Annotated in this window: 13 protein-coding genes; 4 read left to right on the top strand and 9 right to left on the bottom strand. The window is 47.2% G+C overall.

Translation table 11 applies throughout. From position 1 onward, the window contains the following. Window positions 1-55: 55 nt before the first annotated feature. Together J6I44_RS11660 and J6I44_RS11655 are read left to right on the top strand one after the other, a co-directional pair. Window positions 56-841: a PhzF family phenazine biosynthesis protein gene (locus J6I44_RS11660; protein WP_265766311.1), complete on the top strand. Its 786-nt coding sequence runs from the start codon at window positions 56-58 to the stop codon at window positions 839-841. Further along, window positions 842-1,651 carry a sulfite exporter TauE/SafE family protein gene (locus tag J6I44_RS11655; RefSeq protein ID WP_265766310.1) on the top strand — a complete coding sequence of 270 codons (810 nt, stop codon included), beginning with the start codon at window positions 842-844 and terminating at the stop codon, window positions 1,649-1,651. It begins immediately after the preceding gene. Between the two features lie 432 nt (window positions 1,652-2,083). Here the strand turns inward: J6I44_RS11655 and J6I44_RS11650 are convergent, their stop codons facing one another. The 3 genes from J6I44_RS11650 to J6I44_RS11640 are packed head-to-tail and all read right to left on the bottom strand — an operon-like array spanning window position 2,084 to window position 5,789. Then, window positions 2,084-2,554 (bottom strand): hypothetical protein, encoded by a 471-nt coding sequence (locus tag J6I44_RS11650; RefSeq protein WP_265766309.1) that lies wholly within the window; start codon window positions 2,552-2,554, stop codon window positions 2,084-2,086. A gap of 4 nt (window positions 2,555-2,558) precedes the next feature. After that, window positions 2,559-3,020 carry a hypothetical protein gene (locus J6I44_RS11645; RefSeq protein ID WP_265766308.1) on the bottom strand — a complete coding sequence of 154 codons (462 nt, stop codon included), beginning with the start codon at window positions 3,018-3,020 and terminating at the stop codon, window positions 2,559-2,561. 6 nt (window positions 3,021-3,026) lie between these two features. Continuing rightward, on the bottom strand, window positions 3,027-5,789 hold the full coding sequence (locus J6I44_RS11640) for an alpha/beta hydrolase family protein (RefSeq protein WP_265766307.1): 2,763 nt from the start codon (window positions 5,787-5,789) through the stop codon (window positions 3,027-3,029). A 2,035-nt stretch (window positions 5,790-7,824) separates the two neighbouring features. Here J6I44_RS11640 and J6I44_RS11635 point away from each other — a divergent pair. Both J6I44_RS11635 and J6I44_RS11630 read left to right on the top strand, forming a co-directional pair. After that, on the top strand, window positions 7,825-8,049 hold the full coding sequence (locus J6I44_RS11635) for a DUF433 domain-containing protein (RefSeq protein WP_265766306.1): 225 nt from the start codon (window positions 7,825-7,827) through the stop codon (window positions 8,047-8,049). After that, entirely contained in the window at window positions 8,046-8,387 is a 342-nt protein-coding gene (locus tag J6I44_RS11630) for a DUF5615 family PIN-like protein (protein WP_265766305.1), read from the top strand. Before J6I44_RS11635 ends, J6I44_RS11630 begins: the two co-directional genes overlap by 4 nt. Window positions 8,388-8,815: 428 nt before the next feature. Here J6I44_RS11630 and ftsZ read toward each other — a convergent pair whose 3' ends face one another. From ftsZ to J6I44_RS11600, 6 genes are all read right to left on the bottom strand, one after another. Then, window positions 8,816-10,165, bottom strand: coding sequence for a cell division protein FtsZ (gene ftsZ / locus J6I44_RS11625; RefSeq protein WP_265766304.1), 1,350 nt, complete (start codon window positions 10,163-10,165; stop codon window positions 8,816-8,818). A 64-nt stretch (window positions 10,166-10,229) separates the two neighbouring features. Further along, window positions 10,230-11,495, bottom strand: coding sequence for a cell division protein FtsA (gene ftsA, locus J6I44_RS11620; protein ID WP_265766303.1), 1,266 nt, complete (start codon window positions 11,493-11,495; stop codon window positions 10,230-10,232). Between the two features lie 26 nt (window positions 11,496-11,521). Then, entirely contained in the window at window positions 11,522-12,277 is a 756-nt protein-coding gene (locus J6I44_RS11615; RefSeq protein WP_265766302.1) for a cell division protein FtsQ/DivIB, read from the bottom strand. A gap of 45 nt (window positions 12,278-12,322) precedes the next feature. Further along, entirely contained in the window at window positions 12,323-13,720 is a 1,398-nt protein-coding gene (murC, locus tag J6I44_RS11610; protein WP_350356700.1) for a UDP-N-acetylmuramate--L-alanine ligase, read from the bottom strand. 154 nt (window positions 13,721-13,874) lie between these two features. Next, the gene (gene murG, locus J6I44_RS11605) at window positions 13,875-15,041 is read right to left on the bottom strand and encodes an undecaprenyldiphospho-muramoylpentapeptide beta-N-acetylglucosaminyltransferase (RefSeq protein WP_265766300.1); all 1,167 of its coding nucleotides are present in this window, start codon (window positions 15,039-15,041) and stop codon (window positions 13,875-13,877) included. Then, window positions 15,034-16,224, bottom strand: a complete 1,191-nt coding sequence (locus J6I44_RS11600; RefSeq protein WP_265766299.1) for an FtsW/RodA/SpoVE family cell cycle protein — start codon at window positions 16,222-16,224, stop codon at window positions 15,034-15,036. Before J6I44_RS11600 ends, murG begins: the two co-directional genes overlap by 8 nt. Between the last annotated feature and the right edge of the window lie 23 nt (window positions 16,225-16,247).

The raw sequence follows: 16,247 nt of genomic DNA, 5'->3' as shown, positions 1-16,247 counted from the left end.
TTGTCTCTGGGCTCTACCCCAGAGATTGTTTATTAGTTAAACAAAAATGGATGTTATGACACTGCCTATTTACCAAGTTGATGCTTTTGCTACAGAGATATTTGCCGGGAATCCTGCGGCCATCTGTCCTTTGGAGGAATGGTTGCCGAAAGAGCAGATGCAAAAGATAGCGATGGAGAATAATCTTGCTGAAACAGCCTTTTTTGTGAAGGAGGAGAACGGCTATCGACTGCGCTGGTTTACGCCGGTAACGGAAGTCCAGCTCTGTGGACACGCCACGTTGGCTTCTGCTCACGTCCTTTTTAAACACCTCGGATATGAGGAAGAGAGCATTAAGTTTCAGACGCTGAGTGGACCGTTAACCGTCCGGAGAGAAGGAGAGCAGTTGGTGATGGATTTCCCGGCAAGCACCTGTAATGTTACAGAGGCCCCGCCTTTACTGGAGCAGGCATTAGGGGTAGAGTGTAATGAGGTCTATAGCGATATGGATCACCTATGTGTACTGGATACAGAGCAAGAGGTACTTAACCTGACTCCCAATATGCGTCTGTTAGCCCAAATTGATGGACGCGGCGTCATAGTAACCGCGCCTGCTGATGAAGAAGAGGCAGATTTTGTATCTCGCTTTTTTGCCCCGGCTGTGGGGGTAGATGAAGATCCGGTAACAGGCTCTGCTCATACAATGCTTACCCCTTATTGGAGCAAGGTATTGGGCAAGAATCGCCTGGTGGGCCGACAACTTTCTAAGCGGGGAGGGACCGTCAATTGCGAGCTGAAGGGGGATCGTGTTATCCTGAGTGGACAAGCAAAAACCTATTTGAAGGGAGAAATAACGTTATAAATGGAATTTCTTCTTTTATTAGGGCTGGGATTAATAGCAGGAATTGTAGCGGGACTCTTTGGACTGGGAGGCGGGGTCTTATTTACCCCCATCCTCTTTGTGGTCTTCAGTGATGCGGGTATCGAGGATCCGGTCGTGTTAACCATCGGAAGTTCACTGTTTTGCACGTTCATTGCCGCAACGGGTAGCTCTATCCGTCAATACGGGCAAGATAATATATTCTGGATTGAGGGATTAAAAGTAGGGGTGTTAGGAGCCGGAGGAGTGTTTCTGGGAAAGCTGGTCATCACCTCAGACTACTACAGTCAACAGGTGTTCGTCATCTTTTTTAGCCTCCTGTTGATCTATGTGGCCTATATGTTTTATCGGCGGGGATCGCAGAATCAGACTACCACGCAGCAGAACCATGAACCGATAACCGGGAAACAAGCTACAGTAACCGGTGGATTGGGAGGCTTCGTCGCCGCGCTGGCAGGCATTGGCGGCGGGGGTGTTATGGTCCCGCTGATGAACTTGTGGTATAAAAAAGCATTCGTAAAGTCAGTCAGTATCTCTTCATTGGCTATTGTGCTTATTTCTCTCTCGGGATGGATGCAACTGGCATTCTTTAATGGAACTACCCAGACCCTGACGCCCTATCATATTGGCTATGTGGATTTTGGCGCAGCCCTGCCATTGGCTGTGGGTGGGCTTTTAGGCGGATTTGTGGGAGCGTTTTTCAATCTCAAGATCAAGCGTCAGTATTTGCAATATGCCTTTTCGCTGCTGGCGGTGGGTATGGCTATAAAGTTACTCACAGAAGTGTTTTAAGGAGATTGTTTATGAACTCCAGTTTGCTGGTTCCGAGTCTTAGGAAGGATCAATCCAAAATGTGGAATGAAATTTGATTCAATAAATTAGAATATTCTGATCATCTTTGGTCCCACACAGTATTCGTTAGGCCGGAAGGTTGGATTTCAAAGCCGGAATTGATTGATCTGTGCAAGAATTTGTAATCTCCCCTTGAGGGGGGGAGCGGTTTTTTAGATTCCAGATACCGGATGCTGGGAGGTTATGAGCTTGGAAAACCATGCTATTTTTGACCCATCCCTACAAGCAGGGAAGGGAGACAGTAAGAAGCCTTAATAAACTAACACAGCCATTTTGGGCGACAGCGATAATTTTTTCAGCAGAGCTTAGCCAATGTTTGAAAGGTGAGGGGGCAATGGAAATTAGATACCAGCCATCTATGAGAATTCTAAACTAAAACAGCTTCCACCACGGCTTTTTAGAAAAAGTGATTCCTTGCCGAGCCGTTTTATCAATCAGCCAATCTTCTAATGCTTTAAATTCTTTGGTGCTTAAAAAAGGAAGACGAAATCGTTCAGGAGTGCCGCTTTGATAGGTAATCCGAATACCAAAACGCATGAGCGATAAAGAATCAATCTTTTTCCAATAAGCGGTTCGGGTATAGGATGCACCTTCATCAGTACGTATAAAATCAGCATTGAGCGTAACCTCTTTGGGATTACCAAACTGAGTGCCAAGCAGAGCAGCTGCCACCAGGGCAACGCCTACAATTCCCTGTAGAATAAGTATCCAGGTTAATTCATCGCCGTTAAAGTAGGTGCCGAAGAAAGAGGTGATGTACATTAATCCCCAAAGACCGAGAAGAACACGCATAATTTTAGCGAAGGTGCTCGAATGATTGGATTGGAGGTTGAGCGTTTGCATCACATCAATACTTAGATGAAAATTCAATTTGATGATTAGTACTGAATGATTGTATCCGTTTCTTTGCCTCCTGTAACTGCTTGTATTCCAAATAGGAAATGTTTAGTTCTTTGTCCGGATTATTTTCGAGGCTCAGAAATATCGAGTTGTTGGTCATGTTGATCCGTTGCAGCTGTTTCCAGCCGATAGATTGAGGTTCCCCTTGTTCTTTAAAGGTAATACCGTCGGAAGAGATGCCAATTTTAGAACCGAATACCGGGATTCTAAAATAGCTGTAGGTGATTCCCAGCCAGATAACCCCCGTAAGACCATTCAGTATGGTCGTGAATACCCAGCCGTCTTGTTGATAGCTGTCAATAGTTAGCCAAAAGTAAACGATAGCCAATATGATTCCAAGGTATCGCAGCCACCTGAAAAACTTGAATCGGCTGGGTGGTGATATAGTGTATGATTCTGAATGTTTCATCAGACGTTAATCCTCTTCTTTCTCTTGCATTGCAGGACGTTCTAAAAAAGGCAGTCCTTCTTTAATCCAGTCAGCGGGTTCTTTGCCCAGCAAGTAGTGCTCATGCCACTGGAACGCACGGGTAGCATAATCAATCTGGTTTTCCTCACGAGCCAGCCCATGGTTTTCTCCTTCATAAACCAGCATCACAAAGGGATGCTGCATGCGCCGCATGGTATTATAGAGCTCTACGCCCTGGTTGAAATCCACGGCCCCATCATCGGTACCGAACTCTACGAGCAGGGGCGTATTCATATTCTCCATATTAAAGATAGGAGAGTTTTCTATAAAGTTATCCCAGTCCTTCCACCAGGGATCCGGGAAACGACCCTGGCTGGTTTCAAAAATCCGGGCGTCTGTCATCCCGGAATTCCAGTAAATCGAATTGTACATGCTGACCATATTCGTAAGCGGCGCCCCGGCCACGGCCGAATTAAACAGGTCTGTTTGAGTAACAATAAAGGTCGTTTGATAAGCACCCCAGGAGTGGCCGGTAAGCCCGATTTGATCTTCGTTGATCATGCCGGTCTCCATAACCTTTTCAACCGCCGGGACCACACTTTCAACCGCTGATATACCCGGATCGCGCAACTCATAGGTGATGTCCGGTTGAAAGACAAAGTAGTCTTCGGAGGAAAATCGGCGAAAATTATAAGGGCTTTTCCGTGAGGGCATGCTGTAGCTGTGCATGGTCTGCGAACGTTCTTCATAGATATAGGTGATCATCGGGTATTTTTTGCCCGGCTGGTAATTGGCAGGATATAGCAGCCGTCCTTCCAGCTCTTCGCCCCGCTCGTTGGTGAAGGTGATAAGCTCATCATCGGCCCAGTAATAATCATCCTGCTGCAGGTTGGTATGCGTTAAGGTGGTAGCATCATCGAAGGAATCGTCCACATGGAAGAAGTCCGGCGAGTCGGTCGCAGATTGCACCTGATAGACAAACTGGTTTGTAGAGTCAGCCTTGGAAAGCCGGTTAAAGATTTGATCCTCAAATTTCAGTGTCCGGCGTTCATCGTCGGATGTAAGCTCAGCAAAGCCCCGTTTTTTGGACTTATCACCATACATCGTTAAATAGATGGGTTGGTCAGCTGGGATGCCCTCATAGTCCTCCCCATAGTCGATGTATGCCTGCCGGTACCGAATACGGTCTGCGGTTCCCTCGGTTAGCTTTTTATAGTCGCTGCCATCCGCCCAAACTTTATAGACGTTATATTGATCATAGAGAAGCACCCAGCTATCGTCTTCCGCCCACTGACCGGTGCCAAAGGGGCGCCGATACTGACGACCGTTTACATTGGTGAAATCCTCAAACTGGGTATCAATTTCTTCCGTTAGATTGGTCTTCTGTCCCTCAGAAATATTGTAGCTCCACCAGTTTTGATTTTCAAAGTACAGAAGGTACTGTCCGTCGGGAGAGGTCCGGATATTCTCCTGTTTATCAAGAATTTTCTCTGCTTCACCGGCGTGCACATCAATGAGGTGCACCTCACGCCATTCTTCCTCAAAGGTGGGTTCGAAGGGGGTGGGGTTATATCCGATGGCATGCTGTTGATCCCCGGTAAGCTGAATGCGCTCAAACTTCTTGGAGCCCAGCTGTACAAAGGAATTGTCTTCTACGTGCCAGGCGGACAGGTAGTTTGATTTCCGTTCCGAATCAGCCATAACTTCTTGGCGAGGCTGGATATCGTCATCTTTCCAGTGCCAGACTTCCACATTCGAGGGATCGAGATCTTCATCCAGATCTTTATCCTTTTGTTCCGTAGAGTCGGCCTCTTGCTTCTTTTCTTTGTCATCTTCTGGCGTAGCCTCCCATTCTTTGATGCCAAAAAACAGCGTCTCTCCATCTTCCGACCATTCGGGTGACCGGTAATCGACGACCCGGAAACTGTCTGGGAAGGTGGTATTATCACGCTGATCAAAAACCTTTTTATCAAGAGAGTTCTTGATGTCTGGATAAGCATAGACCAGGTTGGTGGCCTCTTTAAACCCCTCATCTTCCCGCTCTTTGAGAAAGGCCAGGGCGGTACCGGCATCATTCCAGGTGAGATCTTTGTAATTGGTGGTATCGCTGTCCAAAATAGTTATGCGACCCGTCGATAAATCATAGAGGTGCACGCCATTGCCAAAATCATTGGTTGCATCCAGCAGCACGGCCAGTTTATTGGCCGAATCGTTGAACTGGTATTCCGAGACGTTGCCGATCAGCTGGTTAGTGCCTTGGGCCAAATTACGCAGGATAATGTCAGCGCCCTCGGTCTTGCTCTCTTTCGGTGGATACTTGTTGATGACCAGGTGTTTTCCATTTTCCGAAAATTGATACCGTTGCACCTTCTTGAAGGTATCAACCTCGCTGGTGGCAAGGTTCATTAGCCCCAGGTCATACCGGACGGGCTTTTTCTGCTTCTCCAGCTTCTTTTGTTGATCTTCGGATACGCCAATAAGGAAGGCCACCCATTGATTATCATTGGAAAAGTCCGGCCGCATGCCGTGCATAACCTTATGGTCTTCCGTTGTGTCGGCGCCTACCTTTTTGATGGTCAGCCAGCCGTCGCCATCCATTAACTCAATGTTGTAGGCAAACCACTGTCCATTGGAGGAAAGTTCCGTTGACGTTATACGCTCCCACTGGCCATAATCTTCAGGTTCAAGTTTCTTCTGTTGGGCCATTAGTGCAGACGTGATTAGCAACATAAAGGCAAGAATAAGGGTAGCGTGCCGAAAAGATGTCATTTGATAAATAATTGGATTACAAGGAACATACAGTCACTACTTTAAGAAATTTTAAGGATAGAGTAAAAGAGGAACTTGGCAACGTAACCCATCCCTGAAACCTAACCCCCGGCATGAGGAAGAGCTCTAATTATAGAAAAGAAGGTCTGTCTCTTGAACTGAAATACCCTTGGCCTTAAATTTGTTGGGATCAAGCCCCCGTATGGACGGGACACGGCAAAAGGTGGAAGAGAAGAAGTAAATACTAATTTAACGATTCCTTGTTCTATTACTATTTTTCAGTGATGAAAAAAGTAATCAAAAAACTCACCGGCTGATGGATTCTTCAGGTGTATACCGCATCGCTGTCTCGGGAAAGAATGGAAACTCATCCCGAGCAGTCGGGATTCAGACCACCATTCTTTCTGATCCTCGTCGCTCTCCGGCAACCCAACACCTTCACAATCCTGAGGCCGGGTTGTATAGGGAATCAGAATTTAAAACATAAGCAAAATCTACGACTGAGAGGTCCCACCGGCTGAGAATCATGGTACGCTCTGGTCTTGGATGGGATCATTTCAATGGTCCTTCCCGTTACGGCTCAGATTCCCAAATGGCACCGGTATGAAATGATCCTGGCCATCCTTCAACCTCCGCCCATGATTCGTTAGGCCGGAATATTGAAGAGATACTAACGCTGAAATGAAGGTCCAACCTATGAACCGAAGTACCATCGGCCTTAAATTTGTTGGCGAATAGCGCGAAAGGGTGGAGTGCGACCGTATAAATTCATACCGGTGATATTTCAACTCGAGGGTAAAACAGTTAAAGGACCATTGAATTTATACAGCACGAAGGCCATGAGCGCAGCCAAGAAATTTCCAGTACAGCCTACGTAGCTATGCTACTTCGGCGTAGTGGGCCCTAGATCTTTTACCAGCCTTTTGGATCATGCCAAAAGGCGGAGATAATAAGAGTTACCTTCCCCATTTTTGGAACAATGCCAACCTTCTATCACTTTTTTGAATGAGCAAAAAAGTAATCAAAAAACTCACCGGCTGAATAAATTCCTGCTGTCGCTCGCTCCGCCTCCGCTAAAATCATTTAACTCAAGTTGCCAAAAGCGGCAACTTTCAGACAGGAAATGATTTTTTGACACTTCGGCTTCGGTCGCTTGTCCCAGCAGAATTTATGTTAGGCCGGAAGGCCAAAGGCACAGTTCTTATAGTTTGTTGTTTTCATTACAGAAAAGAAGTGACAAGACCCACCAGAAGAATTTCTGTCTGACGAGGTGCTGCCTGCAAACCGTCATCAGCGGCAGTGGAAGTTGCCAGCACCGAGGAGTTAAATTCTTCTTGAGTTTTTACGAGCCCCAGCTTGCTGGTTCCGACCTTTCGGAAGGGTCAAGCCAAAAGGCGGAAGGGAGTTCTATTAAAAAACTACTTGCTCCACTTTTGTCGACACAAAAGTGCTTATAATGAATAACAAGAGCCGGTGAATACCAATGTAGGGGAGCGATACAAAAGTGAACAAAGAAGAAATAGTTATATGAGAATGTATTAGCTGTCCTTCCCGTGCAGAGCCGTCGCAAGCACTACGCGAAGATCGTGCGTAGGGCTTGCGAAGACTTCGCAAAGGCCAGGGTACGGTATAACGGTAGCATAAAAAGCGCCATTTTGTCGCTTTTTAGCCCGTTTCCTTACGTAGACCGCTTTACTACCCTGAAACAGGGTACTTCAGGGTAGTGAACAACCCTACTTCCCTATAGTGAAATGGTCCGCTTTACTATAGGGGGGCTAATAAGCCCTGTATGACGATGTCAAGGTGTCGCTATGTGATATGTAGATATAGGGAGCTATTTTATGCTCCTTACCACATATGATATTCCTAACTCACTGCAGGACATCTTCTTGAATGTTAGGCATCTGGTGTGTACCATAGGAGTGGTACATATAAGAGTGTGTTAGGTGGCTTTCAATTATCTACCTGTGCCTATGATATTTCACGCTATTTCTGTATGTTTATTTTTGTAATCATTAATTAATGCTACATAGCCATGAGCAATTGGAAAAAACGTATTACCGTAAATCCTGATCAATGTGGTGGTCGTCCTTGCATTCGTGGCATGAGAATCCGTGTCATTGATGTGCTTGATTTACTAGCTTCTGGTTTAACCCAAGATCAAGTTTTGGAAGAGTTACCTGATCTGGAAAAAGAAGACATCGAAGCAGCTCTGAAATATGCCAGCAGCAAAATCAATCATCCTGTTATTGCAGCATGAAAATATGGATAGATGCACAACTTTCTCCCGCTATTGCTGCCTGGATTAATCGTACCTATCAAGAGATTGAAGCACAATCTGTCCGCGCCGTGGGTTTAAGAGATGCCTTGGATTATGAAATCTTCGAGGAAGCCCGAAAACAGGACGTAGTAGTAATGAGCAAAGATGATGACTTTACGGAATTAGTTGCCAAACATGGCCCACCTCCACAAATTATTTGGGTAACCTGTGGTAATACATCTAATGCAAAAATGAGAGAGATCCTTTCTAAAACATTACCTAAAGCCAAAGAACTGCTTGAAGGTGGAGAGAAGATCGTTGAAATAAGTGATAAGTAACCAACCACCTAACGCCTTTAAAAGGGGAATATCAATCCGCCGCTGACCCTGTGGAATAGAGCCCCATTTCACAGGACTGCCCACCAGTTACTTATTCAGCCATTTCAAATAAATCTTGATCTGTAAGCCTACCTTATATTGGGCCACGCATGGAAAACTCATTCTTAAGAACCCAGGCTTTAAGTTATTTGAGAAGCAATTACCGAAAGTTTCTACTCAAGAGCCTTTGGAGCTGGGACTGACTGCTGCCGGAACCGATAGAATAGGGAACAGGGGGAGGAGGAAATAAAGAAAGGGAGTCCCGATCAAAGGACTCCCTCTTTAGTTTAGCAATCTATCCCGCACACGGCGGGATGGGGAAACTGATATGAGTATCAGCTTTTGTTGTTAAAGCAAAGCAATCAAATGTTATTCACAATCAGCTCTGGTTAATCCATAATTTTACGCAGGAATGCCGGCTGATCAGAATCACTTTTATCTATCCGTTCACGGCGATTGTTGAGTAACTCTTCGCCTTTCTTCTGCTGGGTAGATTGTTCATTCTGGCTGGCGTTTTCCTCCTCATTTTCTTGCTTCATGGATCGAATATTCTTCAGTCCACGGCGATGGATAGCCGGCTGATCCATATGCTTGAGGTTTTTCTCGCCTTTGTAATACGGTTCATCTCCGGATTTCGGATACCGTGTCTGCCCGGTGACATCTTTGGTCGTAGGCATCTTAAGACCATCAGAAGCCGACTTCTCTTCGGGCTTACTCTGATTCTTTTTCTTGTTGGGAGCAACACGTGCTTCCCTTTGGCTTTTAGCGAGATCAAAACCGGTGGCAATAACCGTAACCCGGAGTTCATCGTCAAAGCTTTCATCCAGTACCGTACCCAGGATGATCTCCGCATCTTCACCCGCTTCCTGTTGAATAATGCTGGTTGCGGTGGTGGTCTCCTTCATGCCGAGGTTGGCCCCGGATGAAATATTCACCAGTACGTTACGGGCCCCGCGGATGCTGACGCCGTCTAACAGGGGAGAGTTAATGGCTTCCCGAGCGGCAATTTCAGCACGATCTTCACCGGTAGAATAAGCCGCACCCATGATGGCCGCTCCACCGTCGAGCATGGTCGTACGCACATCGGCAAAGTCAAGGTTGATGAGGCCGGGCATCAGGATGAGGTCCGAAATGCCGCGCGTGGCATTATAAAGCACCTGGTTGGCCTGCTCAAAGGCTTCCAGAAGGGTCGTGTCTTCATCCGCGATGTCCATCAGTCGCTCATTGGGAATCACGATAACGGTGTCGCTGTTCTTTTTGAGTTCGGTGATCCCTTCGCGGGCATATTTCATCCGCTTGGGCCCCTCACACTCAAAGGGCGTGGTGATAATACCAACCGTCAGGATGCCTTTGCGTTTGGCAATACCTGAGACTACGGGCGCACCCCCGGTTCCGGTACCGCCGCCCATGCCGGCCGTCACGAAGACCATATCGGCGCCTTCGATGGCTTCTTCAATTTCATGTCTATTTTCTTCCACGGCTTCACGCCCGATTTCGGGACGTGCACCGGCTCCCAGTCCATTGGTCAGATTTGCTCCAACCTGGATGGTAATATCCGCCATACTGTTTTTAAGCGCCTGCGCATCCGTGTTAAGAGCAATATACTCTACACTGGTCAGACCCTTGTGGATCATGTTATTGACGGCATTACCTCCGCCGCCTCCAACACCCACTACTTTTATTTTCGCATTGTCTTGACTGTCGATGTCAAAACTGAAACGAGAGTTAAGGTTACTCATAATTGACTCCTTGTTTAGATTGCTTTGTGTTTATTTTTTATCGCTTGATTGCTGAGCTTACTATTTAAAGTTCTTTGAACCAGCTTTTCATGCGGTCAGCAAGCCGCTCCATGACTTTCTCTACGCTGGATCCTTTGGTAGATGATGGTATAATAGCTTCGTTTTGGGGGCCGCTGCCCGTCTTGATGGCATGCATTACCAGCCCCACTCCGGTGGCATAGATCGGATTATTGACCTCATCCGTGAGTCCGCCGCTGAGCCCAAGCGGTTTGCCCACTTTGGCATCCATGCCGAGTACTTCGTTGGCCAGGGGACACACATTCTTGATCAGTGAGCCACCGCCGCTAAGCACCACGCCGGCACTGAGCGCATCAGCGTAGCCGCTTCGTTTCACTTCGATGGCTACGATTTCCAGGATCTCTTCCATCCGTGCCTGGATGATCTTGCCTAAAATACTTTTCGTAATTTCTTTCGGGGGCCGCCCGGCAATACCCGGAACGGTGATGGCTTCATCATCTTCGATTAGATCGATATAAGCCTCACCATGGTTACATTTCAGTTTCTCCGCCTGGTCGTCTAACACGCTCAGACCCATTCGGATATCATCGGTCACCTTCTTGCCGGCAATGGCGATGACGGCCGTGTGGCGAATGGTGTTATCCTGGAAGATGGCGACATCTGTCGTCCCACCGCCAATATCGACCAGCACCACGCCGGCTTCTTTCTCTTCCTCATCCAGCACGGCATAGGAAGAGGCGAGGGGTTCCAGGATAATATCCGCTACCTGGTAGCCTGCGCGTTCTACACAGCGGTAAATATTCTTGGCCGCAGAAACGAGTCCGGTAATAATGTGAACTTCTGCCTCCATGCGCATGCCGCTCATCCCCACCGGGTCGCTGATGCCATCCTGGCCGTCAACCACAAATTCCTGTGGAATAACGTGGATAATTTGTTGGTCCGTAGGCAGCATAATCCGCTGGCAGTCTTCCAGCAGGCGTTCCACATCGTCAACGGTAATTTCATTATCCTTATTATTAATCGTGATGACGCCTTTACTGCGCATACTGCGGATATGGTCGCCTGCAATACCAACATTGACCGAATTTACCTCAATGCCAGAAGCCAGTTGGGCCTGTTCAATGGCCGTTTGGATGGCATTTACGGTTTTATCGATATTGACGACCACGCCCCGGTTAAGTCCATCGCTGGGCGCTTTGCCGACCCCCAAAATGTGGATGCGATCCTGTGGATCAATTGAGGCGACAATAGCACACACTTTGGTTGTGCCAATATCTAATCCAACTACAATTCTATCTTCTTGCTCTTCCATAATGTTATCCACGTATGGTTATGTGATTATTCTTTTTCACGCGTCACGATCTGTCCTTGAAATCTCATGTCGATCGATCGCATACTTTCTATTCCTTTCTGTTTTATGACTTTTGCATAAAAAGCCTCCCAGTTGCGCAGCCGGGTTGCAAAATCTTCTTTGCCGAAAATCAGCTTTACTCCATTCTGGTTGGTCAGTGCTACAATGCCGTCATCGGTCCAGGCTACTTCACTGATAGTGGCATCACTGACCGATTTGTTCCTGAGCTGAACCAGGAAGTCAGCCGTTGCTTTAAAACCGGCACTTTTCAGCGTATCGCCAATAGGCCGGGTGCTAAATCCATATACAAGTGGCACGTTGACGCCTTCGCCCAGGGTAACCGGCAGGCGAATACCCTCTTTATCGACATAGGCTTTACGACTACCCTCGGCAAGCATGGCAATGGGTTGCCGTTCGGTAATGCGGATAGTAACATTGCCACTGGGTTCCACATTGATAGCGGCCTGGTCGATATAGGGGATAGCTTCAAACTGTTCGATGATCTGCAGCGTGTTCAGGCTATCTGGGTGGGTACCGGTTGGAATGTCAATGGACCGAAGTTCTTCTTCCGCAACAAGCCGGTTACCCTCATAGTAGACTTCCTGTACTTTCATGGTGGAAGTCCAGTAAAAGCCAGCTACGACGGCACAGCCGAGGATCAGCAGGGCGCCTGCAATCCAGGGCAGTGGACTGATGTCGCTGCCGGACTTTTTGGTAGTGTTATTTGATTTCTTTTTTGTCATAAAATGGTTGAATCCGCTCTGAACTTATTTCAGATATTGCCTGCACTATTTCAATTTTTCTATTTCGTTCTCTAATTCATCCACAAAGGCTTCGCCATATTTATAAATATCGCCGGCGCCCATTGTGATAATTACGTCACCGGGTTCAACTATTTTTTTCAGTTTAGCCGGGAGTTCTTCTTTGTTTTCTACATAATGCACTTGCCGGTGCCCATATTCTTTAGCTGTATCTGCAACAAGTTTTCCGGTCACGCCCTCAATCGGTTCTTCTCGCGAAGGATACACATCGGTGACGACACACACTTCAGCATCAAAGAAGGAGAGACCAAAATCCTTATACAGTTCCTGCGTCCGGGAAAACAGGTGCGGTTGAAATACCGCTACCAGACGCCGGTCTTTCCAGCCGTTGCGAGCAGCGCTAAGCGTCGCTTGTACCTCGGTAGGATGGTGAGCATAATCATCAATCACCATCACATCATCTTTCTCCATCTTAAGCTGGAAGCGTCGAAAAACACCCTGGAATCGTTCCAGCCCGGACTTGATGTCTTTGAAATCTATATCCAACTCCAGTCCTACTGCTACAGCCGCAAGCGCATTTTTAACATTATGTTCGCCCGGCGCCCGCAGGGTGATACTTCCGAGCTCCTCACCTTCATACAGCACCGTGAACCTGCTGTCAAAATGGTCGGCTGTGATATTTACGCCTCTTACCTGGGCTTGTGGTGTAAGTCCATACGTAATGGTTCTTCGATCGATGGACGGTATAATACTTCGTACATTGGGATCGTCCAGGCAAAGCGCCACGGTTCCGTAAAAGGGCACTTTATTGGCAAACTCTATAAAGGCATCTTTGACATCTTCGAGGTTGTCATAAATATCCAGATGCTCGGCTTCAATATTGGTGATTACGGCCAGCGAGGGGCGTAGCCGCAGGAACGTGCGATCAAATTCATCTGCTTCTACCACAATGATGTCGCCTTTGCCAACCACGGCGTTGGTTTTGGAAAAACTGTGCACCTTGCCGCCTACCATAATGGTCGGATCAAAGCTGCCATCCTGAATGACGTGTCCAATCATGGTTGTAGTGGTTGTTTTACCGTGCGTGCCAGCCACGCCTACGCCATATTTCATGCGCATCAGTTCAGCAAGCATTTCCGCTCGTTTGATTACGGGAATACCTTGCTCAAGGGCGGCCTTGGTTTCAATATTCTCTTCGGCCTTGACAGCGCTGGTATAAACGACCACATCACATCCCGCAATGTTTTGCTCATCATGACCAATTTTGATATCGGCCCCCAGTTCTTGCAGGCGTTCTATGGTTTCGCCCCTATTGGCATCCGAACCGGATATGGTATAGCCTTTTTGCAGTAAAATCTCGGCCATACCGCTCATACCAATCCCCCCGATACCAACCATATGAATATGGCGGGTTCTTCCGAATATGGGCTGTGTTTGAATCTGTTTACTCATTTGTTGTCTTCTTCTATGTCATGCTAAACCTGTTTCAGCATCTATTTACAGCAGGATCAATGAGATCCTGAAATAAATTCAGGATGACAAGCTTGGGTTTATTTTTCTGCTCTATTTAAAGTTATGATTAACGTTTACTATCGGTCTGTATCAGTGTTATGATTTCTTTTGCGATGGTTTGAGCGGCTTCCGGCCGAGCTAATGTTAAAGCTGCCTGTTGCATTTTCTGCAGTCGTTGTTGATCATTAATCAATGTGTCAACAAGTTCGGCAAGGGTCTCATCCAGCTCATCATCTTTGGCCAGTTCTGCGGCTCCTTCATGCACCATTGACTGCGCGTTCTTCGTTTGATGATCGCCCGCCACGTTCGGAGAAGGCACCAGGATGCTCGGTTTGCCCGTAAGGGCTAACTCAGAGCAAGATAAAGCTCCCGCCCGGCTAATCACCAGGTCAGCTGCAGCATAAGCCTCCGGCATATTGTGGAGGAAGTCAGTTAAAATTAAGTTGTCATATTTAGCAGGATCAATATCTTCGCGGAGTCGGTCGTAATAGCGCTGTCCACATTGCCAGATGATCTGAAGCTGCTGATCATCATGGAGCGAAGTAATATGCCTTTTCATCGCTTCATTGATGCTTTTGGCACCGCCACTGCCACCCAATATCAAAAGGGTAGCATGCTTTTCATCAAAGTTGAATGCCTGCAGTGCTTGTTGCTGGTTTGCTTCTGTCAACGAATTTCTCGTGGGATTACCAGCTAATACGATTTTCCCTTTTGGGAAAAAGTTTTCTGCTTCTTCAAAAGCCGTAAAAATACGTTCAGCGCTTTTGCCCAGCAGGCGATTGGTGACCCCCGGAAAGCTATTTTGTTCCTGTACGACCAAGGGGACCCCTTTCTTAGCAGCTACCCACCCCACCGGTCCCGCAGCATATCCGCCACAAGAAACCACAACGTCTGGCTTAAACTTGTTAATGATTCTAAGGCTCTGAACCAGACTTGTACCCAGTTTAACCGGAAATAAGAGATTCTTAGCCGTCAACCGGCGATGAAAGCCGCTAATCCAGATGCTGGTTATATCGTATCCTGCACGAGGTACGGTTTCCCATTCCATATGATCTTTGGTGCCAACAAAAAGGATTTCGCTATCAGCATATTCTGCCTGCAGTGCATCGGCAATAGCAATAGCGGGGTATACATGTCCACCGGTGCCACCGGCAGCAATAAGTACACGGAGCTGCCCTGCAGTAGTACCGCCAGAAACGGGCTTGGGTGATATGTCTGTTTCGGCTTTATGCATAAAAGACTGCGTTTTTCCCGCTGCTGTGTTTAGAAATATTCAATAAAATTCCGATCATCAGTCCTGAAAAAAGAGTGCTGGTCCCGCCATAGCTCACAAAGGGCATGGGTAAACCGGTTACGGGTAATAAGCCGCTTGCTACACCAGCATTCACAAATCCGTAAAGTGCAATCGTCAGGGTACACCCAACGGCCATAAGCATGCCAAGTGTATCAGGTGCATTTTTAGCGATTTTAGCAATACCTCGAAACAGGATGAGGGTAAAAAGGAGCAGCAGGGCAACAGATCCAACAAAGCCATACTCTTCTGCGATGATGGCAAAAATGAAGTCGTTATAGGGGGCAGGCAAGAAATCGCGTTGCGTACTTTTTCCAATTCCTACGCCAAATATCTCGCCCTGGGCGATAGCAATATGCGCTTGTTGAGCCTGGTATCCTTCCGCCACATTAAATTCGTCGCTTTTAACCTGAACAACCTGGTCGATATAGTGGTCGATTCGGCTCTGCCGCTCGGGTGATTGCCAGATCAGGACGGAAGCTCCCAACAATCCGATAATCAATAAAGAGCCCAACTGCAGAGTGCTGACACGCCCGACAAACATCACGAGCATGGAGAGTCCCATGAGCACTGCTGCGCTACTGAAATCTTCGATGCCAATAAGTCCACACGTAATGACCACCCAGAACATAATGGGCAGGAAAGCCCGCTTGAAATCTTTGATATAGTCCTGCTTTTCATCGACGAGTACGGCAATATGGATGAGTAGTGCTACCGTAGCCAGGGAAGAGGGCTGGAATGAAAATCCGCCAATACTCAGTGAGCGGCGTGCTCCAAATACTTCTGCTCCAAAGAAAAATACGCCAATCAGCAGTACCCAACTTACGACCATTCCCAGGCGACTAAACTTAGCGAGGGTGTGATAATTTATTTTAGAGGCGATTAGCATACCCAGGAAAGCAATGCTCAGCTTTACCAAGTGGCTGATCACCAAACTGCCGGCCGAGGTCTGGTTGCTTTCAGCAAAGAATGCAATCGAGGAATACACCGCAAGGCTGCCAAAGATCATCAGGATAATAACAGATACAAGGAGTACCCGATCACTGCCTTGGGCAGGTGTATCAATTTCATCCGGGCTGGTGCCCATTACGGATGAGATATTTTTATTTGGCGTTGTGTATAGCATAATTTAGTTCTTTTCAGTCTTCA

Origin of the sequence: Fodinibius salsisoli (assembly GCF_026229185.1) — a bacterium.
In the GTDB taxonomy this organism is placed as follows: domain Bacteria; phylum Bacteroidota; class Rhodothermia; order Balneolales; family Balneolaceae; genus Fodinibius; species Fodinibius salsisoli.
The sequence above is the reverse complement of the archived record's forward strand: the minus strand, read 5'-3'. Positions and strand labels throughout refer to the sequence as shown.